The organism is Vibrio hibernica, from assembly GCF_015223435.1.
Classification (GTDB): Bacteria; Pseudomonadota; Gammaproteobacteria; order Enterobacterales; family Vibrionaceae; genus Vibrio; species Vibrio hibernica.
The window spans coordinates 14,050-36,031 of record NZ_VHKO01000023.1; the positions used below are offsets into that span (position 1 = coordinate 14,050).

Genomic DNA, 21,982 nt, shown 5'->3' on the forward strand with positions numbered 1-21,982 from the left:
CTTTGATTTATGCCTTACTTAAAGGACATTTTTATGACGTAAGGTGCACATTATGGAAGCTTGGAATAAAGGAAAACGTGTAGGTCAGAAGAAAGCATTTAAATTGGAGGATATTTGGCGTATTCGAATTCGCTTGGAGCTTGAGGAACGGTTATTTGAATTGGCGCTGTTTAACCTTGCCATCGATAGCAAACTCAGAGCATGTGACTTGCGTAACCTAAAGGTACAAGACGTTAGCCGTAGTGGTTGTGTGATGTCGAGAACCATTGTTAAACAACAGAAAACCCAGCAAGAAGTACACTTCGAAATCACACCCAAAACACAACAAACCTTGTCACAGTGGATAATTCAAAACGGATTAGCACCAACAGACTATCTATTCCCTAGTCCTCGATTTCCCCCTCTGGCAGGATAGTTGTCACTGTTAAAATTTAACCAGTTAGGGGCGGTAACAGAGTAATTCATGTCTCGTTATCCGCAGGAAAGAAAAGAAGCAATATTGAAAAAGCTATTACCTCCATACTCTCGTTCAGTGACGGAAGTAGCAAAAGAAGAAGGCATCAGTGAAGCAACCCTGTACAATTGGCGTAACGCATTAAGACAGTCAGGAGCCGTTGTGCCAGATAGTAATACTTCCTCCGAGCAGTGGTCAGCCCAAACTAAGTTAGCTGTAGTTGCTGAAACCTTTTCCATGACAGAGCATGAGTTAAGTCAGTATTGTCGTGAAAAGGGGCTTTACCATGAGCAGATCAAAGAGTGGCGCAGCGAATGTATGCACGGTTTCATGACTCAAAAAGAACGAGAAGCGGAAGCCAAGAAACAGGCAAAAGCGGACAAACATGAAATAAAAGAGTTGAAGAAAGAACTCCGTTACAAAGAAAAAGCGCTGGCAGAAACCACTGCTCTTCTGGTGCTGAGAAAAAAGCTCAGAGCCTTTTACGGGGAAGAACCCGAGGACGATTAACCTCAACCGATGAAAGGCAAAGCTTGGTTGCACTCATCCATGAGGCTCGTCAAAACGGCTGTCGCTTAGAGAATGCCTGTCATGAAGCTGAGATCGATTTACGGACTTACCGTCGCTGGTATCAGAGCGGTGAAATACAGGAAGATCAAAGGCCGATAGCGACACGACCAGAGCCAGTAAACAAGCTCTCGAAGCAAGAAAGGCAGTTGATCGTTGAAGTCAGTAACGCACCTGAATACGCGAGTTTACCACCGAGTCAAATCGTCCCAACCTTGCTGGATAAAGGTGAATATATCGCATCAGAATCGAGTTTTTATCGGGTTTTGAAAGCAGAAGGTCAACTCAACCATCGAGGTCGCCAACGTAGTCGGAAAAAATCATCGAGACCAACAAGTTACACCGCTACAGGGCCGAATCAGGTTTTCACTTGGGATATTACGTACATGCCGTCAGGGGTTCGTGGTCAGCATTATTATCTGTACATGATCGAAGATATTTATAGCCGAAAAATCGTTGGGTATGACGTCTATGACCGAGAGTGCGGAGAGTTGGCAGCTCAGTTACTGCAACGAACCTTGATGCGAGAGCAATGCTTCAATCAGTCTCTGGTTCTGCATTCCGATAATGGCGCTCCAATGAAATCATTGACGTTCAAAGCTAAGATGGAAGAACTGGGCATTATCTCGTCCTACAGTCGCCCACGAGTCAGCGATGACAATCCGTATGTGGAATCCTTATTCCGCACATTGAAATATGTGCCGAATTGGCCATCAAAAGGTTTTATTGATCTAGACGTATGTCGAGCTTGGGTAGCTGAATTCGTTGTCTGGTATAACACCGAACACAAACATAGTCGCTTAAATTTTGTCACACCATCAGAGCGCCATAGTGGAAAAGACAAGCAAATCTTGGAACGTCGAGCAAAGGTGTTGATGGAACATCGCCAGAAAAGACCAGAACGCTGGTCAGGGAAAATCAGGAACTGTGAGCCGATCGGAGAAGTTCATCTGAACCCAGAAAAAGAAGCTGCTTGATAATTAAGCAAGTAGTGACAACTACCTTGAAAAACGCCGATTTGAAGGGAAACCTATCTCGTACCATTACTACACCACTATAGTTAACCGTTGGGTGACTGATATCGGTCTAGATAAAACGCAGTACGGCACTCATTCACTGCGCCGGACAAAAGCTTCTTTGATCTATGCCAAAACCAAGAACTTACGAGCTATCCAGTTACTTCTGGGTCATGCTAAATTAGAAAGTACGATTGAATACCTTGGTGTTGAAATTGAAGATGCACTGAGGATTTCGGAGAGTTGTGAGACTTAAATCCTCAGGAAAACGCCGTCGAATTAAAAGGATATTGATATTGAACTTTAAAAATAAGCTAGCCAATCACTTCAATCAGTTTGAAGCTTCTCCTATTTTGTTTGTTGGGTCAGGCCTTTCCAGACGTTACATGGGCGTCAATTGTTGGGAAGGACTACTAAAAGAATTCGCTGAAGCTATTGGAGAAAGTCATGTAAAACTTCGAACACAATCAAATGGTGACTTACCAACATATGCTCAACTTCTTGCTTCAATATACGCAAAAAAATGGTGGGATACTGAGGAAGCGAAACAGTTAATTGATCAGCATGAGAAAGAGTTTTTAGACGAGCAATCTCCTCTAAAAATATCAATTGCTAAGTATATTGAAAAAGCTCACGAAAAAATTACGCAAGATGCAGATTTGCAGGCAGAAATAGAGTTGCTAGCTAAAGCTAACATTGACGGGGTAATAACCACTAATTGGGATATGTTCCTAGAGAATCAATTTCCAAAATTTACGCCATTTGTTGGCCAAGACGGATTGATAGCAGGCCGTAGCCATGGAATTGCTGAAATATACAAAATTCATGGGTGTAGTTCTAGACCGAACTCCTTAGTTCTTACATCAACCGATTACGATAAATATCGTAAAAAGAATCCATATCTATCTTCGAAGCTTCTAACCATGTTCATAGAAAGGCCTGTAATTTTCCTTGGTTATTCACTCACTGATGAACACATTGCAGAAATTCTTGAAGACATCGTCAATTGCTTTCCTGAAGCGAGCCTAGATTTCCTTCAAAACAAGCTCTTATTTGTGGAGTGGAAATCTGATATTGAAGAGCCTGATTTTAGCGATTCTGTGATACATAAAAAAATTCCCGTAAAGTACATTCAAACGCCTTCCTATAAAGAATTATTTGAGGTTTTGAGTGAAACTAAAAAACGCATACCCGCGCATCTTTTTCGAATGATAAAGGATGAATTGTATGAATTAGTTTTAACCGATGACCCAAAAGGTAAGCTTTACGTTCGAGATTCGGAACGCATTGAAGATAACGTAGCCACGGAATTTGTAGTTGGTTATGGTGCAATCTCAATGGTCAAAAAATCAGAATCAATGGCAACGAAAGGACTTGTGGGCCTTCAACGGGTTGACCTGATCCGTGAAGTGGTTTTTGAGAATAAACAATATGATTGGGGACAAGTGGTCAATGAAGTTCTTCCAAATATATGTAAAGGCAATGCTCGCATCCCCATATTTCACTATTTAAATCAAGCAGGTTTGATTACAAATGAAGGCTCACTAATTCCGGAGGTAGAGCTCAAAGGCGGAGTAGCTAACCGATTTGATAGTGATATCAACTCGTTCAGGTCCCAAGGTGGAGACCTCGGTCGCTCACAACGCATCGAAGAAGTTAAGATAGGTGTCAACGAATTATACAATAAGTATGAGTTTGGCTTATTTCTAAGAATGATGCCTTATATGGATGTAGGGTTAATTCGAAGAGATTTAGATGAACTACTAAAGATACTGAAAAAGCACATTGACGATGCACTTAGCCAATCGAGTCTATCAAGTAGCTTCTGTAAAGTTGTTTGCTTGTATGACTATGTAAAAAATAGCAACCATTCTTGATCAGACTCGCCATTCTTAACGTGTGGACAAAAGCTTAAAAGTTAACTCGCTTTTGTCCCAAAGTGACTCAAAATCATCTTCAGCATATCTCTGGGCAACCGATCTCTAACTACTCACCTTTAATGAATAATTGTGCAATCACATATATTTCCCTCACATGAATTTTATTGGGGGAAATTTCTAAACAGGACGACAAGTAATTTAATGAGTGAAAATGACAATGGGGCAGAAGCGAGTTAGAAATTTCCACCTAACAAACGTTACGGATCTGAGAACATTACGTTACCCAACCAGAGAACAACTTATTGACATGGGTAAGGCTGTTGATTTTGAAGAGTTTAATCAAGAGTGTGTAGATCAAATTATTGAACGTTTTCTTTGAGCTGTGTTCGTAGTAGATAAGTGACTAATAATTTTGCCTGTTTTAGTTTTAATTGAAAACGGGGATTTTTTATACTTGAAGTTATTCGTCGTCGACAAATTTAGAAAAATCACCTACAAATTTTTATCCATATTTAGGGGGCCAACACGTATCCGACCGATAAATTGTCCACTTTTAGGGAGGCAACACGTATCCGACCGATAAATTGTCCACTTTTAGGGAGGCAACACGTATCCGACCGATAAATTGTCCACTTTTAAGAGGGCCAACCCATAACTGATCTATAAATTGTTAAGCAATAATCTAACGGAAAATCACTGTCCCTTTCGATTACTCAGTAAAGGAACCCTATACTGATTTTGCGATATTTATAATTATGACAGGACTGTAAGGGTAGACTTAACTAACGACAATTTAGTTCCTTAACTATGAATCCGATCATGGTGCTTACTATGGATAATTTTAAGTTAAATTCGAGCTTCATAAAAATTTCAGATATTTGAAAAATGGTCAAACTACATTATCCAACGACAGATAAACCACAATAAGTTACTTACGGTAAGTTAGTTGCGTAATATTGATATTTTTATCCTGAGAGCTGTTCAACATCGAATTTTTCCGTATTAATGTTGCATTTTGCGACTGAACCTTAGCCAGCATCGCCTTCAATTCAGCTACCTCTTTTCTAAGCTCTCGATTTCGCTCTTTACACTCATTTAATTCAGTATGCTTAGCGTCTCGCTGCTGTCGAACACCCTTGTTGACCCCACCCTTGATGCGCTCTAACAGTTCAGGGTAATCACGATGAATCAATGCTCGACTTACTTCAGCTTCTTCTGCCACTGATGCCACACTCATTTTTCGCTTATCAGAGATAATATTAGGGCGACCTTTTTCTATACGAATAATAGCGAGTCGTATTGATTTATGTGTCGCCTTTTCTTTTTGGTTAGACATTCATACCCCCGATTCTATCTCTCTGATTGATTTCTAGTTTCATTGCTTCTACATCAACACCTAATGCACTCAATACCTTTTCACAGCGCTCCATGCCTTTCTCTACAGCTGATTTACCTGCTTCGCCAATATCATCAAGATGCAAAAGTTTCATCTGCTGGATGAGCATTCCCTCCCAATATGGCAAGTGGCGCTTGTCTACGATTCCACTATCACAAGAATCAGGTTTACCACACTTACATTCATCATCATTAGTACACCAACCAATACCTGTCGAACGTATGGGAATGGAGCTAGAGTACGCTTTAACCATTTCTTCCCGAGAGCCAAAAGTTTTAATGAGTTCGTCATCTTCACGAACTTGTTTAATGCGGGTTGCTATTTTTCCTCCCGTGATCGGCATATCTAAGTCAAAAAGATCTTGTTTGATTTGTTCTTCTTCCAGATATTTTTCTCGGAGCAGTTCTTCAAATAGTTCCGCATCCAAACTCTCGTTAAAGGCATACAAAGCCGTCATAGTAATCGACCAGTGCTTAAAGTGGTCTTTCAATGCCCTTAAATCACCCAGCTCGGAATGTGCCACATAGTTAGCAAAGGTTCTGCGAAACTGGTGTGCTGACAGATTCCAATTGCTATCTATCTGATTACATAAATTAGGTAATCTATCGCCGGAAATAGAATGACAGCTCAGTAGGTTAATCGAATTTTGATTCCCCGGTTCAATTGTCAAAAGAACATGGTTTGAGATTCCCTCTAACCTATGAACTTCCACATAGTTGTTGTTGGCTTTTGCCTTGAATAAATCACTTTCAAGTCGCCCTTGAAGTGGAAAACTATAACGATCAAGAATGTCGATAACTTGAGTGGCTATCTCTGGTGCAATCCACTCCGCTAAGCCTGTTTTTGTTTTCGAAGATACTGTTTCGATATAGTAATAAGTCATATCATTCTTTGCCTCACTACGATACGCTCCACGCTTAATCCCTAGTACTTCATGGATACGCATACCAGTGGTGAGCAGTAGCCAGAATATACAACTGTCTCGTAGTAGCCATAGATCTTTATTGAAATCATGAAGACCTTGATATTGTGGAATAATTGAATGTAAATACTTTCTTTTTTGAGTTAATTGCCAGTTTGCATTATTACTTTCTGCTGTGGGTATAAACGCATCAAGTTTGTCTCGCAAAGCTAATAGTTCATCAGCTCGGTCTAAGTATGATTTTGTAAACTGACACAGAGGGACTAACACTTCATTGGGAATGATGGATGTTTTAGATCTTCTTCTTTCTTGTAGAACCTCACCAATATAGCCAGCTTGTTCATTAGAACTAGACTCAGGCCAGGGGTGCTCTTTCACAAAATCAAACGCCTTACAGTGATGATAAAGTTCTTCTAATGTCTTGAGTCTATGTGCTTTCTGTATCTCAGAAATAGGTTTGATTTTACTATTTTTCACAGTTGTGAGGGCGTTTACGTACTTAACGTAGGCTTTTGCAGTAAAAGTTGTGAGGCTTTGTATACCGCTATTGTCTGAGCTATTAATCCAGCTAAAATACAATTTTAATGAGTTCAAAGTCCTCCTTAACGTGCCGAGTGCTAGTCCCTTCTTCAGCTTGCTCCACATAATCCATTTTGCCATACGCTTCATCTGCGGATCGCTTATGGCTATAAAACTAAGATTTAGTTCGCTTTTTATATTAGATTTAGTGCCCTTGCTGGCAGGAAACACCCATACGTCGTCTTCAAATCGAGAGAGCGTTTGGTAGCACCCCTTATCGATTTTAATATAGGTTACAATACCTACTAGAGTGCCAGCTATAGCTTGCTCAAGCGTACTGTCATTTAGGGAGGGGCATTGCTGAGTCATAAGCTCAGCTTGCGTTAGCATTAATTCAACTGAACTCATAGAGCTACCTTCAACATATCGAGATTTTGCCAGTACGGATGTGGATTCACTCTTGCTCGTTCCTTTTCGGCCTCTACACGCTGTAATTGACCAAGTTTTACAAATTCAGGAACAACTTCTTCATCCACTATTCTTAGTACATTCTTTAAATGTCGCCTCCATTCCTTGCGGCCAAATCGATCACGGTTGCGCACGACTGCCCAATAAAAACTAAAGAGCTTATGTAAATCATCGCCAGTAATAACGAAACTCTTACAGCGGAAACACCCTAAAAAATTGTTGCAAAACGTCCCATCTTTTGGGGCTTTATGTCCATTTATTGTGTCTTTGCAATGACCGATTGGTACACTTGATTCCACATTGGTTAGTTCTTTGACCCGTATCTCACCCATGAGTCCAAGGTTTCGTTTGGTTTGTTCAGGGGCGTGTAGATAATAGTCAAGCGTACTCGTGCCACTGTGCTTAGCTTGCTGCGCTGTAAGTTGCAAATTTTCTCCACTGAGTTCATACATACCATTGATGAAGGTTTTGCGAATACGGCCCAAATTAAGTGTCATAGTGCGTCCATTTTCATCTTTAAGGTCGTGTTCTTTGATGAACTTGGTGATATTTCTCATAAGTGAAATTTGTTCCAGAGAGGTATAGTTGCCTGTTGTTCGCGTTTCTTTACTACCTTGAGCTTTATATACAAACACCCGATCTGAATTAATTATTTGTCGTACTGATGCATTCAACTGAATGATTTTTTCAATCATGTAGGCGACATCCAGTTTTACACCTTGCACTACCTCAAAACCTTGTGAGCTGCGCAAATTGTGTAATTGATTAGTGTGCCCTCGATTTTTAAACACTGTTAATAGCTTTCGGTTATCTTTGAGGGGATGGTCACTTAAAGCGTCAATTTCCATGTTAAGTAGAGGCGAGGTATTGATACCGGTTTGAATAGCAGTAGCGAGTAGGCATAGCGTTAACTCATGCCCGATAATGCTTCAGTCTTGTTATAGATCGGCTTAATCGCTTGCTTGAGCGCAACTACAAGCTGAGTTTTTTCATGCTGAGTTAGTGCCTTTTCACCTTTTTTTTGTCTGTTCGAGTAAGGGAAAGGATTGCTGGGGAAAAAATCATCATTCAACTTTTCACTGTCAATGGAAGTCCAATAGCCTTTTTCTTTCATGCGATGTAAAAGTGATTTGAGGAATGTGTATTTATTTTTTTGGGTGGTAAAAGATAGCTCGCTGGCTTGAAGGTGCAGTAAGTAATTCTCAATTAACGCAGGTGTAATATCTGCTTGCACTAAGCTCTTACCAATCGAGTAACAGTAGATTTCAAGGTATTCAGCAAAGGTTTTAAAGCCGCTGTTGATGTAAGTTCGCTGAGTATGCTCGGAAAAAGCATCAGTGTTTTTTAGTAGTGATTTTGCGGTGTAATAAACTCGATTAGTGATGTCGTCATAGCCCTTACCGTAATATTTCGTAAAGTCGACGTTAGCGCCATTACCTGATTTGGGCCCTATATTTGGATAATTTACCACAGGACTCAAAGGGCGCACAATATTCAGATTTTGAGAAGCATCTACTGTCGCTTCTACCGCCGAAGTTTTCTTGATCTTGTCTTTGTTAATTTTGAGATTTTTTCGTTGTCTTGCCATGCTGCCACCTATGAAATTGCATCAATTTGCTGCTGATATTCAATCGACAGGTCATCTACCAAATCATTAACCAGATGCAAATATTTCATCGTGGTTGTGATGTTTGAGTGCCCAAGGCGACTCTGTAAATACATCAACGGCTCAAACTTGCTGCTTTTGCGCTCCTGAAGCCCTTTGAGCATTTGTGTGGCATAGGTATGCCTTAATATGTGTGGTGTAACATGGAAGGGAAGATTTAGTGCTTTGAGAGCCTTCCCGAAGGCTGCTCCTGTTGGATTCCATTCTTGACCATCAGAGGTTAGAAAGAGGCGGTCTGACTTAATTTCAGACTCTTGTTGCTTCTGAAATCGAGTTTCGTTTACGTAGCGCCACAAATCCTCCATTAGCCTTGACGGGATGTGTATATTACGAGGCTTTTCACCTTTAGTTTTGGTGATATTTACCTCGTAATAAGATTGGTTGCCGTTTGGCTTTCGGATTAAACTTAAAGGGAAAAGTAGTAACTCTTTACGTCTAATTCCTGTCTGTAGACATAGACGGACCATCAGTTTTAAGGTTGGTTTTTTGATAGCGGATAACAGTTCTTGAACTTCATTAGCGGATAAAAACTGAGCATTTTTTGCGTACGTTTTCATCATCAGATTAGGGCTGTATTTCTTCCCCCCGTTTCTTTCAGTATGTGCTAAGAATTGCTGACCTTTTCGCACTGAAACCGACTCCAGAGAATAGGGTAAAGTGTCAAACCATTTACCAACTCCATAGTTATAAAATCGTACTATCGTTCTTAGATGTTGGTTGGTTGAATTGGTGGACATACCGAACTCTCCAACGCAAAGGTCACGATAAGCACTGACTAACATTTCATCTTCAGTGCTTTCAGAAATATCCTTCCAATCTAATTTATTCTGCTCGCAAAAGGTCAGGAATTGACTTAAATGATTAGCATATGCCCACCAGGTATTCTCACTATTTACCCGACCTCGCTTAAGGCATTCATAAATCAGAAATTGCATTGCCTCCACACATAGCATTCCTGACTCAATACCTAAATCACTATCGAGTTCCCAAGTCAACAGGGGGAAATTAGGGTACTTTACGCTGTCGATTTCAAAGTCAGATGTAGATTTCAATATAATCATAGCTGCAACCTAAAAACTGTAGATGTATCCAGTATACATTCCAATCCAACGGCATCAAGTAAGAGTTACATTTTTAGGTATTCATAACATATTGTGCCTGCGGAAAATTTTGGTCGTAGTTTTAAAGAGTGGCGAGAAGGCGATACGCAATGTGTATCAAAAGGAAAGCCGTTTAAAGGTCGTAAATGTGCCACCAAAGTGAGTAAAGATTTTCGTTTGATGCAAGCCGATGGCTACAATTTATATGCTGCGGTAGGCTCAGTTAATGCTTATCGTTCAAACTATAATTTCCAAATGTTATCAGGAACAAAAAGTGATTTTGGTTCGTGTGATTTTCATGTAGACAATCGTAAAGCGCAACCACCGGAGTATGCTCGTGGCTTGATTGCTCGAACTTACCTTTATTTTGATACGACGTATCCAAGTTTTAAGATTAGTAAACAGCAGCGACAACTCTTTACCGCTTGGGATAAGCAATATCCAGTGACAAAGTTTGAATGCGATAAGGCCAAAATTGTTGAAAAGTATCAGCATAATACTAATCCAATTTTGGCCGACCGTTGCTTAAAGTAATAGGGTAGTTAAGCGGTTACTTTTTGATATACTCGTAACATAAAATCCGCTTCGCAATTAAATTGTGTAGCGGTTTTTAACTGAGTCCGTAAGGCTTCACTGGCTTTCCATGCAAAAGGAGTCATTTGTAGTAAATCATCTGTTTGTGCGCCATCTAATATCATTTCATAACTTAATTTAGATTCTTCGATTAACTCAAATCCTTCAATGCGTTCTGCCACTTCATCGTGTAAGCGTACTTCACGATAAACAAGTTCTCTAAGTTGATACAAATGACGTGCCGCGGGCGTAACGGTAATAACTACCCCTGTAGATGTTAATACTCTTTCAAGTTCTTGTGCCTGACATGGGGCGTAAATTTTAACCACAGCATCAAGGCTATTATCAGCGAAAGGCAGGCGATGGCTAGAGGCGACACAAAATTGCATGCTTTGGGAGCTATAGCGTTTAGCAGCATATCGAATAGCAATTTTTGATATATCCAAACCATAGCATGTCGCTTGATCTGATTCTGATGTGATTTGTTCGGCTAAATAAGCGGTGTAATAACCTTCGCCACAACCAATATCCAATACTTGGAAAGATGTATTTTTCGTATATTTCAAGCAAAGTTGAGTCATGGCCTCACGCATCAGATGATAGCTATCTGATGCGAGGAAACGACGACGAGCTTGCATCATATCAACGTTGTCACCGGGTTGCTTTGAGCGTTTATGTTGCACTGGCATCAAATTGACATAGCCTTCTTTGGCATTATCAAACTGGTGATTATTGTCGCATTGAAAACCGCCGGTACGAGCGATAAGTGTGTGGTGGCAAAGTGGACATTGGTAAGACATAGCTATTGATATCGTCGTTTTTGAGTGAAAAGGTATTTTAGTGAGTTTTAAGTGTTTATAAAGAGAAATTTAAGGTAAGCCTAATACTTGAAAAAGTAAGTGCGAGGTCTGAGGTCGATTTGCTACGAAATCTGAAAATGAAATAGCTTTGAAAGTGGATCAGTGGAAATGTTGCTTAGAGAGCCGAAAATCAATCACGGATGATATGTTTTTGATTGTGTATTTTCGACTTTCTAATATTGCCACTCGGTTCTTACTTCTTGCTTTATTCTTTTAACCCAATTTCAGTAATAAGCTCATGGCTTTCACCTGGTTGAAGAGTATTACCTTCTTCAAGATGAGTCGCATGAATCGTCGATTCTACGCATACCATGTTTTGGTACCCATCATCATCCATATCAGCCATGCTAATTGCCAGTTCCCACGGATTCCAAATAACAGCTGAGTTTTCACCTTGATTTTTTACGGTAATTTCTCGTTGATTTTGAGGATCGGAAATGTTGATACAGGCTTCAGGCTGAGTGTAAACACGGTCAACACCGGCTTTGAAACTTAATGCGGTTCCACCTAAGCAAGTTTTACTATTTTGTAAACTATCGGTGTAATTTACTCCCATACCTGTAATCTTGGTTTGATTAATATCCGCGATATTGAAATAGCTGTGAAGTGCACCAGAAAAATTCCACGCTTTGTCATCAGTATTGGTGGTAACCAGAGTCACTGTCAGTGTGTCAGAAACTTCTACGTTCAGTACCAGATCAAATTGATGGGGCCAAACTTCTAACGTATTTTCGTTTGGTAGAAGACCAAGGCTAACGATAACACCGTGTTCACTTTCTTTATGTTCGATTAGTCGCCATTCACTTGACCGCGCAAACCCATGACCAGGATTAGAGATTCGGCCAAACCAAGGCCAGCAAACTGGAATACCACCACGTAATGGTGTCTTACCGTCAAAAATAGCGCTATTACTCATCCAAATAAGATCAGGTTGATTAACTGGCTTAAAAGATAGGACATGGCCACCGAAAAGAGAAATAGCAGCTTCGGCTTTATCATGCTGAACACGAATAACTTTGATGCCTTCTTTTTGTACTATGGTGACACAATTGGATAGGGTGCTGATGATAGGGAGTTCGGTTAAATTCATAGAAATATTCCTCGTCTCGTAACGTGTGGCTCATTATTCGAGTTTATTCCTCAAAGGTGTTTGTTATTCGAGAAACGAATATCGATGTACCGAGTCACGTAAAAACTAAAAAAGGCGACACAATGGTCGCCTTTCATGAACTTGCCTTCAAAAGAAAACCTTTCAAAGAAAGTCTCTATGCTAATGCTTACTTAGAAATGTGAGCGATTAGGTCTAGAACTTTGTTTGAGTAGCCGATTTCGTTGTCGTACCAAGATACAACTTTAACGAATTTGTCGTTAAGTGCGATACCAGCAGCAGCATCAAATACTGAAGTGTTAGTTTCGCCGATGAAATCTTGAGAAACAACTGCATCTTCAGTGTAACCAAGAACGCCAGCTAGTTCATTCTCAGAAGCACGTTTCATTTCAGCACAGATTTCTGCGTAAGTTGCAGCACTTTCTAGGTTAACAGTAAGGTCAACAACAGAAACGTTAGCAGTTGGTACGCGGAAAGCCATACCAGTTAGTTTGCCTTGTACTTCAGGAAGAACAAGGCCTACTGCTTTAGCTGCGCCAGTTGAAGATGGGATGATGTTTTGAGAAGCACCACGGCCACCACGCCAGTCTTTCGCAGAAGGACCATCTACAGTTTTTTGAGTTGCTGTAGTTGCGTGAACTGTCGTCATTAGACCAGAGTTAATACCCCACTTGTCGTTAAGAACTTTAGCAATTGGTGCTAGGCAGTTCGTAGTACAAGAAGCGTTAGAAACGATATCTTGACCAGCGTAAGTGTCGAAGTTAACGCCGTTAACAAACATTGGAGTCGCATCTTTAGAAGGACCAGTAAGAACAACTTTCTTAGCGCCAGCTGTGATGTGTTTACGAGCAGTTTCGTCAGTTAAGAAAAGGCCAGTTGCTTCTGCTACAACATCAACGTTGATAGCATCCCACTTTAGATCTTCAGGATTACGCTCAGCAGTTACACGAACAGTTTTGCCGTTTACTACTAGGTTACCGTCTTTAACTTCAACAGTACCGTTGAAACGACCGTGAGTTGAGTCATATTTAAGCATATATGCCATGTACTCAACGTCGATTAGGTCATTGATGCCTACAACTTCGATGTTGTCACGCTCAACAGATGCACGGAAAACGAAACGTCCAATACGGCCAAAACCGTTAATACCAACTTTGATAGTCATTAGTAGTTGCTCCACAACTTAATTTCAGATTAAAGATAACTGGTAGTAAAATTACAGAACCCAGTTCTTTCCTGCAAGGAATAATCGGCTTTAACTTGTTTAAAGTCAAAAAAAAGAGTTACTTTCTTTCTGAGTTCTTACAAATCGACCAAATTACATCCATTCTTTTATTTACTAAAGCTCAATGCTTTACTACAAGTCTGTACATATTCATGGTGTTGATTTAATCATACATCAATGTGACCCAAGTCACCATATCAGCCAGACAGAAAATATGTGCCACATTGTTGTGAGAGAGCAAGTTTTTGTTTAACGGATTCGATGATAGACTTAGAGTATTACATTTTTATAGGTCTACCTGGCTCTATCCCTATATATGGGTGAGATACTGTGGTCGCGGGAAGGATATTTATGGAAAAAACAAATCAAGAGTGGCAAGCTGAACTTAGCGATGAACAATATCGAGTTTGTCGCGAAGGCGGAACTGAAGCTCCATATTCAGGAACATTACTGCATAATAAAGAAACGGGTATTTACCAATGTACTTGCTGCCAGGCAGATTTGTTTCGTTCAGAAGATAAGTTTGATTCTAGTTGTGGTTGGCCAAGTTTTGATGCAGCTATTAATAAAGATGCAGTGAAGTATTTAAAAGACACGAGTCATGGTATGCACCGTATCGAAATTCGATGCGCTAATTGTGATAGCCATCTTGGGCATGTGTTTCAAGATGGGCCGATTGATACGACTGGTCAGCGTTTTTGCGTCAACTCTGTTTCTTTGAGTTTTAATCAGTAAGGATTTAGATATGAATGTTGAGCAGTTATTAAATACAATGACACCTGAAATATATGACAGACTCAATTATGCAATTGAAACGGGTCGCTGGTTAGATGGTACACCTGTTTCTAAAGAGCAACGTGATTCTTGTATGCAAGCGGTAATGTTATATCAATCAAAGAATAACCATGAACCTCAACATATGAGTGTGGCTGCTGGTGGTGAAGTGACATTTAAGTCAAAAACAGAATTGAAAAAACAGTTTGCTGAAGGACAAGAAGATATTGTTCGAGTAAAAGTTACGCATTAAAATCACGGAATAAAGATAAAGCAGTGAATATGATCATCGCTTTATCTTTCTAGTAGCACTTTTATTTTTATAACAGATAACAGATAACAGTCAGTCTTTTAGCTTGGCATTTATAAACTCATTTCTCCACGCAATACTTGTTTCATCTGCGTTTTTATTTCTTCATAAGTTAAGTTTTTACTTAGCAGATAGTGCAATTTAGCTAATGCTGCTTCGTGTGTCATATCATAACCGCTGATCACGCCGGCTTCCGCTAAAGATACTCCAGGCGCATAACCATCCATATTCACTTTTCCCGCTAAGCACTGGGTTAGATTTACCACAATCACACCACGTTCAGATGCTTCTTTTAAATGCGCTAACATGTCTTTATTCTGTGGTGCGTTACCAACGCCAAAAGTCAGCAAAATCATCGCATTTACTGGCTGGCGAAGTGTATTTCGAATCACTTCATGAGAGATGCCTGGATACATGGTGATCACGCCAATAGGTTGGGGAGTAATAGTATGAACTTTGAATTCACCATTTGGCTTTTTATTGATTAGCTCTGGATTACTGACTTGTATACTGATCCCAGCTTCGAGCAACACCGGTAAATTTGGTGAGCTGAATGCACTAAATCCATCGGCGCGAGATTTAGTACTGCGATTGCCTCTCATCAATTGATTATTAAAAAATAACGTGACTTCATTGATGGGGTAGTTTGCAGCAATGTGTAATGCATTTAAAAGGTTTGCTTGGCCGTCAGATCGTAATTCAGCTAGTGGAATTTGAGAGCCAGTAACAATGATTGGTTTACCTAAATTTTCGAACATAAACGATAATGCTGATGCGGTATACGCCATGGTATCCGTGCCATGCAGAATCACAAAACCGTCATATTTATCGTAGTTAGCATGAATATTATCAGCGATATGCTGCCAATCATTTGGCGTCATATCCGATGAGTCCATTAAAGGCGAATATTCATGCACTGTGAATAATGGCATTTCTTCACGGTGGAATTCAGGCATGGCTTCAAGTTGCTGGGTCATAAAACCATCGGCAGGAATATAGCCATGTGATGATCGTTTCATGCCAATTGTGCCGCCAGTGTAGGCCACGTAAATATGTTTTCTTGTCATAGTTAAAACTCTTGCCATCGCGACGCTGGAAACGTTAGCGATATAGTGTGGATAGAAACAGGCGGCAAGTATAACCCTTCTTACTTAAAGTTGCAGTCCTTCGAAATGTGGGTTTTGGCATACAGAAAAAGAAAATCCCCTGCCACATCACAAAGTGGCAGGGGAAGCTATTGCAAGCAAGTTCGGGGGGAACCTTTTTGAATTAAAGAACGAGCTTTAATGCAAAAGAGCATGTCGGTTTATATTCGATCGAATTATAGTTTTTCAGTTTTTATACCTGTCTTACTTGAAGCTGCAATTTTGTTCTTTATAAACAATAGTTGGCCAGGTTCACTTACTGCCTCGCTGCGACTTCAATTACTTTAGGTATATAATAGTTTCCAAGTCCTAAGGATTAACTTAAATCAATATTTTTAGTACCAAAGAAGTAAGTCACAATAAAGCCAACACCATAACTTATTAATAGGCCAGATCCATAAACCATCATGGCTGGGAATATGCCACTATCTGACGTCATGAGTGGTAATGACACAATGCCGGATGGGCCAAAGACAGTATTTAAACCCACAGGCAAACCTAAATAAGACACTAGTCCGATAAAAAAGCCACCCGCAGCACCGCCAATACAAGCCGTCACAAATGGTTTAACGCGAGGTAGAGTTACGCCGTAAATTAATGGCTCACCAATACCTAAAATACCCGGAATAATAGAACCCTTAATTTGAACTCGCAGTAAAGAATCCTTCTTCGCTTTGACATAAAGTGCAGCAGCAGCACCAACTTGACCACCACCGGCCATCGCTAGAATTGGAAATAATGAGTTAAAGCCTTGAGTCTCCATCAACGCAAAATAAACGGGTACAAAGCCTTGGTGGATACCAAACATCACGGAGATTAAGAACAAACCCGCTAAAATGGCAGAACCAATAGGATTTCCGTTAAGGTTTAAGAACAACCATGACATACCTTGGAATAAATAGCCGCCTAAAGGCATGATGACAATGAAAGTGACTGCGCCCATAAATAATAGCGTCAAGCTAGACGTTAGAATCATATCAAGATCATCAGGCATATATCTTCGGATAAAGCGTTCAACCGATGCACCTAAAATTGAGGCTATTAACACGCCAATAATGTTGCCGCGAGGATCAATGGTGTGGCCGAAGAAATCCGTCATCCCAGAATAAATACCAGAAGTGGCGTCTGGGTTATAACCTAGTACAAATAATGAGGCGATGATTGCCCCATTGACGCCTGAACCACCAAAGGCTTTTTGGGCGTTATAGCCAATTAAAATACTTAAGAAACTAAATAACCCTTTGCCAAAGACCTTAAAATATCCAACAAGATCGACGAGAAACAGGTTTGGATTGGTTTGTCCGGTTAGGTAAACCTGTTCTAAAACGGTTGCGATACCAAGTAGCATGCCAGCGGCAATAAACCCAGGAATAAGAGGCGTAAAAATGGTAGCAAACTTACTGAGAAAACGTTGGATGCCGCTGGTTTGCTTTGCCTTCATTTGCTTCTTTTGATCAGAGGCAATGTCTTTTAAATTGGGGTTATTTTTTTGATTATTCTGTTGAGAAGAAGAACCCTCACTTTCTTGCGATAAACTGATATTCATCATTTCTGCGGCCGTTTGCGCTTTTCCTGGCCCCAGAACTATTTGCAATTGTTCGTCACTTTCGACCAGCCCCATGACTCCGCCAACACGTTTTAAGTCATCGACTTGTACCAAACTGTTATTTTTTAGCGTTAAACGTAAACGTGTCATGCAGTTACCTGCAAGCGCTATGTTTGATTTACCACCGACCAATTCAATTATTGAATCAATCATAGGTTGGGTGATTTTAGCCATGTTTGTACCTATAAATTTGATGAGATATCCAGCTTAAGTGATGTGTATCATTACTCAATTTATGCGTTATCTTGGATCGCATGACGAGTAAAGCCATTTGACTTAGACAATAATTGTGTCGCTTGCTGAGCATCCGATTGTGTGAGGATCATGACAATGGCCGTTTTACAGTGGCCGTTGCATTGTTGTAGCGCAGCTTCTGCTGTATCACGGTCGCACTCTGTTGCCGCGATCACGATATTTTTTTGACGCTCAACTAATTTTGCATTGGTAGCCTCAACATCAACCATCAAGTTTCCATAGACTTTGCCTGTTTTAATCATGGCGCCAGTGGTTAACATATTTAAGACAAGTTTTTGAGCTGTGCCCGCTTTCATGCGAGAGGAGCCTGTCACGATTTCTGCACCAACAATTGGAGTGATGGCAATATCTGCTGCTTGAGTCATTGGGCTAACCGGGTTACAGCTGACCGAAATAACCGCGCCACCTTGGCTGCGAGCATATTCCATCGCGCCTAAAACATAAGGTGTACGTCCGCTAGCAGCGATGCCAACTAAAACATCATTTTTATCAAAATCAATATCTTTTAAATCTTGTGTACCGAGTTCGCGATTATCTTCAGCATTCTCGACCGCTTTTAAAATAGCCGTTTTACCTCCCGCGATTAGACCAACGACTTTTGATGGATCTGAACCGTAAGTCGGAGGACATTCGCTGGCATCTAAAATACCAAGGCGACCAGATGTCCCAGCGCCAATGTAAATAAGGCGACCGCCATGATTAAACGCATGTGCAATAAGATCGACCGTTTTTGCAATCTCAGGCAGTGTTTTTTCGACGGCTAGAGGGACTTTTTTATCTTCATTGTTGATCACGGTTAGCATTTCTAAAGTACTAAGTGCATCAATGTTTGCGCTGACAGGGTTACGGCTTTCGGTGACAAGTTGAGTTAAGTCGATTTTCATAATGATTCTCTGCTAATATCGGTTTGGAATAGAATAATGAATAAATTATTCCAATGTGGTGATCGATGTCTCATAATAAATTATTCCAATGTAGGAATAATGCGAATAGAATAGAAGGCAACTTGATTTACGGGTAGCAATCAATGCCCAGATATTTATGCGAGATTTGTCATGCCGTTATTAACGCAATTACGCTATAACCTGACTCGATTTTCTATTAATGAACAGAAAATCGCACATCAACTTTTATCCGACCCATTTAATGTGATTTCGTTATCGTCTCAACAATTAGCGGATGAATGCCAAGTTAGCCAATCGAGCATCGTTAAATTCACGCAAAAATTAGGCTGCAAAGGGTTTACTGAATTTAAAGTGAAGATGAGTGAAGAAATAGGCCGAGAGCATGCCATTGTTCAAGGTTCGACAACGCTGCATAATCAAATTTCAGCCAGAGATAGTTTGCAGGATGTTGCTCAAAAACTAGCAGAAGAAAAATCAGCAGCCATTTTACAGACGACAAATAGCATCAACATAGATGAGTTTAAGAAAGTTGTAGAGTGGCTTGATTTAGCAGGGAAAGTACAGATCGCAGGGATTGGTGGTTCGGCTCTGGTTGCCAAAGATCTCAGCTATAAATTGATGAAAATTGGTATTCCAACCTTGAATGAGTTTGATAGCCATGTCCAAATAACCATCGCGAATACTTTGCAACCTCAAGATGTATTTTTAGCTTTTTCTTATTCGGGTCAGCGTAAAGATATTTTATTTGCAGCTGAAACGGCTAAAAAGAAAGGGGCTTATATCGTTGCTATCACCTCATTGCGTCATAGTTTATTGCATGATATGGCTGATTGTGTGTTAACCACAATCGCAGAAGAAGGGGATCTCCGTAGTTCTTCTATTTCTTCTCGTACCGCGCAACATACTATTGGGGATTTATTATTTCTATCATTAGTGCAAAAGCGTGAAACTCAAGCAACCGCTTTGATTCGAGATATGAAAGGTGTAGTCGATGATCTGTCGCGCTGACTTAGTCAGTATTTAGGGCTGGGCATAGATATAAAAAAAGGACGCTGATTGGCGTCCTTTTTGTTATTAGCTAGTTATATGTTATTGCGCTTGGCAGGTTAAACAAAATGTATAATAGCCTTGCGGATCATTTAAGTTATTGAGTAGCTCAGTACTCGCACTGATTTGTTTTGCAGCAGGTTGTAATGAGGCAGGGATCATAGCTTCAATTTTGCTGTTAATAGAAATATCACTAGATTGAAGTATGTCTCTCATGATCTGTTGAGCTGGGCTTAATGGCTTTTCAACCCAATAGAGTTGATAGTCTGTGATTTTCGCTAATTCAGCTGCTGCTTGAATTGCGTCATCAAAGTCACCCATTTTATCAACAAGACCGCGTTTCATGGCATCTTGACCTGTCCAGACTCGGCCTTGCGCAATCTTGTCTACCGCATCTGTTGTCATATCTCGATTTTCACCCACTAAAGAAATGAAGCGATGATAACCATGTTCAATTCCCATTTGCATCGCTTGCGCTGCGCCTTCAGATAAACCATTGGTTAACCCCACACCAGAGAATGGGCTGGTTCCGATTCCATCGGCATGCACACCAATTTTATTTAAGCCTTTCTCGAAGGTAGTAATCACACCAAAGATGCCAATTGAGCCTGTTAGGGTTGTTGGCTGAGCAATGATTTTATCTGCACTCATTGAAATCCAATAACCACCAGATGCTGCCAAGCTAGACATAGATACGACTACTGGTTTACCTGATTGTTTCAAGGCTTCGACTTCATTACGAATAACTTCCGATGCATAGGCGCTACCTCCAGGGCTATCAACGCGCAAAATAACGGCTTTAACGTTGTCATCTAATCGAGCTTGGCGAAGTAGCGTTGCAGTGGAATCTCCACCCACACGGCCTTGAGGTTGATCACCATCTAAAATTGCACCACTGGCAACGATAACCGCAATTTTATCGTGGCTCGCTGTTACAGGAGTTTTAACTTTGGATAAATATTGGTAATAACTAATACCGTTATAACCTGATTTTTTATCGCCACCAAACGCTTGACGTAGATACTCATTAGCTTGCTGGCGGGTGGTTAATTGATCCACTAAGCCTAGCTTTAAAGAGAGGGCAGCAAAGTCGCCTTTAACCGATTTCAGCTGAGCTAAAAAATCATTCATGTTTGGATTAAGAGTGCTACTTTTGATTTTACGGTTATGGGAAACATCATCGACATACGCGCCCCAAATTTGGGTTAGCCACGCCGTTGCGGATTCTTTTGCCGCTGGTGACATATCGTTACGGATGAAAGGCTCTACAGCCGATTTATACGTTCCGACTCGGAAAATATGAGTCGTAATATCAAGTTTTTCGAGTAAATCTTTATAATATAAAGTGTAAGCACTGTAGCCTTTTAACAAAACTGCGCCATCAGGAGAAAGCATGATTTTATTGGCGTAACTGGCAAGGTAATATTGACTTTGATTGTAGAAATCACCGTAGGCATAAACTGGTTTTCCACTTTGCTTAAACTCTTCAATGGCTTTTGCTACGTATCTGAGTTTAGTTAAGCTCGTCTCTGGCATTTCTTTTAGGTTTAAGACTAAGCCTAAAATTGAGTCATCGGTTGCCGCATATCGAATCGTTTTTACTAGATCAAAGAGAACATTTTCTTTTGGCACATCTTGGTCTAGTAAACTGCCAGAAATAGAATCAAATGAGCTAACAGAAGTGCGTTGCTCAACAATAGGCCCAGATAGATTTAGCACCAATGCTGATTTTTTATCAGTATCTTGTTTGCCGCTTGATGAATCATCTTGTTGCGAAGTAAAGGCGAAGTAAACGCCAACCAAAATAGCAATAAAAAGGAGGTTGAGTAACGCCGTGCGTAAAAAAGAAATGAACTTCCAAATTCCTTTAAAAATTGCACCAATAAAGCAAAACAGTTTCTTCATATTTGTATCCAATTAAACTCAAAATGACTAAAAATACCTTTCGCTTTGAAGTTATTGCTTTGTTAGCCATGGCTTCAACTCGTCTCATTCATTCTAAAAATGTGCTTAGCGACAAAAGCTTACTATAATTTTCCGTTGTATGTGTATTCGTTTTATCTTCTTATTGGATTAATAATTGGTTTGGCTTTTATTTTTGAATGTAAGTTGAGCTAGGTTGCAAAAATGTAAACGCTTGTTTGGTTTTTTGTATTGCCAGCGATAGACTGGTCAGACCAAATAAA

The 21,982-nt window shown here is 40.3% G+C and carries 18 protein-coding genes and 2 pseudogenes; 8 read left to right on the top strand and 12 right to left on the bottom strand.

Features of this window, described 5'->3' with window-relative positions; translation table 11 throughout:
* Nucleotides 1-52: 52 nt before the first annotated feature.
* The 4 genes and pseudogenes from FH976_RS09795 to FH976_RS09810 all read left to right on the top strand — a co-directional run.
* Nucleotides 53-394, top strand: a pseudogene (locus tag FH976_RS09795) (integrase); the annotation flags it as partial.
* Between the two features lie 69 nt (nucleotides 395-463).
* Nucleotides 464-1,998 (top strand): IS3 family transposase gene (locus tag FH976_RS09800; protein ID WP_407701640.1). Its coding sequence is split into 2 segments (ribosomal slippage): nucleotides 464-917 and nucleotides 917-1,998, totalling 1,536 coding nucleotides; the frame shifts between segments, so codons are not numbered across the junction.
* 37 nt (nucleotides 1,999-2,035) lie between these two features.
* Nucleotides 2,036-2,293, top strand: a pseudogene (locus FH976_RS09805) (tyrosine-type recombinase/integrase); the annotation flags it as partial.
* Nucleotides 2,294-2,333: 40 nt separating this feature from the next.
* Nucleotides 2,334-3,914, top strand: coding sequence for an SIR2 family protein (locus tag FH976_RS09810; protein WP_194090680.1), 1,581 nt, complete (start codon nucleotides 2,334-2,336; stop codon nucleotides 3,912-3,914).
* A gap of 931 nt (nucleotides 3,915-4,845) precedes the next feature.
* Here the strand turns inward: FH976_RS09810 and FH976_RS09815 are convergent.
* The 5 genes from FH976_RS09815 to FH976_RS09830 are packed head-to-tail and all read right to left on the bottom strand — an operon-like array spanning nucleotide 4,846 to nucleotide 9,949.
* On the bottom strand, nucleotides 4,846-5,253 hold the full coding sequence (locus tag FH976_RS09815; protein WP_194090681.1) for a TetR family transcriptional regulator: 408 nt from the start codon (nucleotides 5,251-5,253) through the stop codon (nucleotides 4,846-4,848).
* A complete protein-coding gene (locus tag FH976_RS15895; protein WP_228767398.1) occupies nucleotides 5,246-7,162 on the bottom strand; it encodes a site-specific integrase in 1,917 nt (638 codons plus the stop codon). The genes FH976_RS09815 and FH976_RS15895 overlap by 8 nt, the downstream gene beginning before the upstream one ends.
* The gene (locus tag FH976_RS15900; protein ID WP_228767399.1) at nucleotides 7,159-8,070 is read right to left on the bottom strand and encodes a hypothetical protein; all 912 of its coding nucleotides are present in this window, start codon (nucleotides 8,068-8,070) and stop codon (nucleotides 7,159-7,161) included. Before FH976_RS15900 ends, FH976_RS15895 begins: the two co-directional genes overlap by 4 nt.
* A 59-nt stretch (nucleotides 8,071-8,129) precedes the next feature.
* Entirely contained in the window at nucleotides 8,130-8,810 is a 681-nt protein-coding gene (locus FH976_RS15905) for a hypothetical protein (RefSeq protein WP_228767400.1), read from the bottom strand.
* A gap of 8 nt (nucleotides 8,811-8,818) precedes the next feature.
* A complete protein-coding gene (locus FH976_RS09830) occupies nucleotides 8,819-9,949 on the bottom strand; it encodes a tyrosine-type recombinase/integrase (protein ID WP_194090682.1) in 1,131 nt (376 codons plus the stop codon).
* 93 nt (nucleotides 9,950-10,042) lie between these two features.
* On the opposite strand from FH976_RS09830, the gene FH976_RS09835 reads away from it, so the two are divergent.
* Nucleotides 10,043-10,522: an endonuclease gene (locus FH976_RS09835; RefSeq protein ID WP_324187422.1), complete on the top strand. Its 480-nt coding sequence runs from the start codon at nucleotides 10,043-10,045 to the stop codon at nucleotides 10,520-10,522.
* A gap of 8 nt (nucleotides 10,523-10,530) precedes the next feature.
* Here the strand turns inward: FH976_RS09835 and rlmA are convergent, their stop codons facing one another.
* From rlmA to gap, 3 genes are all read right to left on the bottom strand, one after another.
* Nucleotides 10,531-11,361: a 23S rRNA (guanine(745)-N(1))-methyltransferase gene (rlmA, locus tag FH976_RS09840; RefSeq protein ID WP_194090683.1), complete on the bottom strand. Its 831-nt coding sequence runs from the start codon at nucleotides 11,359-11,361 to the stop codon at nucleotides 10,531-10,533.
* A gap of 265 nt (nucleotides 11,362-11,626) precedes the next feature.
* The gene (locus FH976_RS09845; protein ID WP_194090684.1) at nucleotides 11,627-12,511 is read right to left on the bottom strand and encodes a D-hexose-6-phosphate mutarotase; all 885 of its coding nucleotides are present in this window, start codon (nucleotides 12,509-12,511) and stop codon (nucleotides 11,627-11,629) included.
* A gap of 187 nt (nucleotides 12,512-12,698) precedes the next feature.
* Complete coding sequence (gene gap / locus FH976_RS09850) at nucleotides 12,699-13,694, bottom strand: type I glyceraldehyde-3-phosphate dehydrogenase (protein WP_194090685.1); 996 nt, start codon at nucleotides 13,692-13,694, stop codon at nucleotides 12,699-12,701.
* 411 nt (nucleotides 13,695-14,105) lie between these two features.
* Between gap and msrB the strand changes: the two genes are divergently transcribed.
* Nucleotides 14,106-14,489, top strand: coding sequence for a peptide-methionine (R)-S-oxide reductase MsrB (gene msrB / locus FH976_RS09855; protein ID WP_194090686.1), 384 nt, complete (start codon nucleotides 14,106-14,108; stop codon nucleotides 14,487-14,489).
* A 10-nt stretch (nucleotides 14,490-14,499) separates the two neighbouring features.
* Entirely contained in the window at nucleotides 14,500-14,781 is a 282-nt protein-coding gene (locus FH976_RS09860; RefSeq protein ID WP_194090687.1) for a YeaC family protein, read from the top strand.
* Between the two features lie 110 nt (nucleotides 14,782-14,891).
* On the opposite strand, the gene ansA is transcribed toward FH976_RS09860, so the two are convergent.
* The 3 genes from ansA to murQ all read right to left on the bottom strand — a co-directional run bounded on the left by ansA (nucleotide 14,892) and on the right by murQ (nucleotide 18,728).
* Complete coding sequence (gene ansA / locus FH976_RS09865; protein WP_194090688.1) at nucleotides 14,892-15,905, bottom strand: asparaginase; 1,014 nt, start codon at nucleotides 15,903-15,905, stop codon at nucleotides 14,892-14,894.
* Nucleotides 15,906-16,299: 394 nt separating this feature from the next.
* Nucleotides 16,300-17,763 carry a PTS N-acetylmuramic acid transporter subunit IIBC gene (gene murP, locus FH976_RS09870; protein ID WP_194090689.1) on the bottom strand — a complete coding sequence of 488 codons (1,464 nt, stop codon included), beginning with the start codon at nucleotides 17,761-17,763 and terminating at the stop codon, nucleotides 16,300-16,302.
* 59 nt (nucleotides 17,764-17,822) lie between these two features.
* Nucleotides 17,823-18,728: an N-acetylmuramic acid 6-phosphate etherase gene (gene murQ / locus FH976_RS09875; RefSeq protein ID WP_194090690.1), complete on the bottom strand. Its 906-nt coding sequence runs from the start codon at nucleotides 18,726-18,728 to the stop codon at nucleotides 17,823-17,825.
* Nucleotides 18,729-18,899: 171 nt separating this feature from the next.
* Between murQ and FH976_RS09880 the strand changes: the two genes are divergently transcribed.
* On the top strand, nucleotides 18,900-19,757 hold the full coding sequence (locus FH976_RS09880) for a MurR/RpiR family transcriptional regulator (RefSeq protein ID WP_194090691.1): 858 nt from the start codon (nucleotides 18,900-18,902) through the stop codon (nucleotides 19,755-19,757).
* An 81-nt stretch (nucleotides 19,758-19,838) separates the two neighbouring features.
* On the opposite strand, the gene sppA is transcribed toward FH976_RS09880, so the two are convergent.
* Nucleotides 19,839-21,701 carry a signal peptide peptidase SppA gene (sppA, locus tag FH976_RS09885; RefSeq protein WP_194090692.1) on the bottom strand — a complete coding sequence of 621 codons (1,863 nt, stop codon included), beginning with the start codon at nucleotides 21,699-21,701 and terminating at the stop codon, nucleotides 19,839-19,841.
* Between the last annotated feature and the right edge of the window lie 281 nt (nucleotides 21,702-21,982).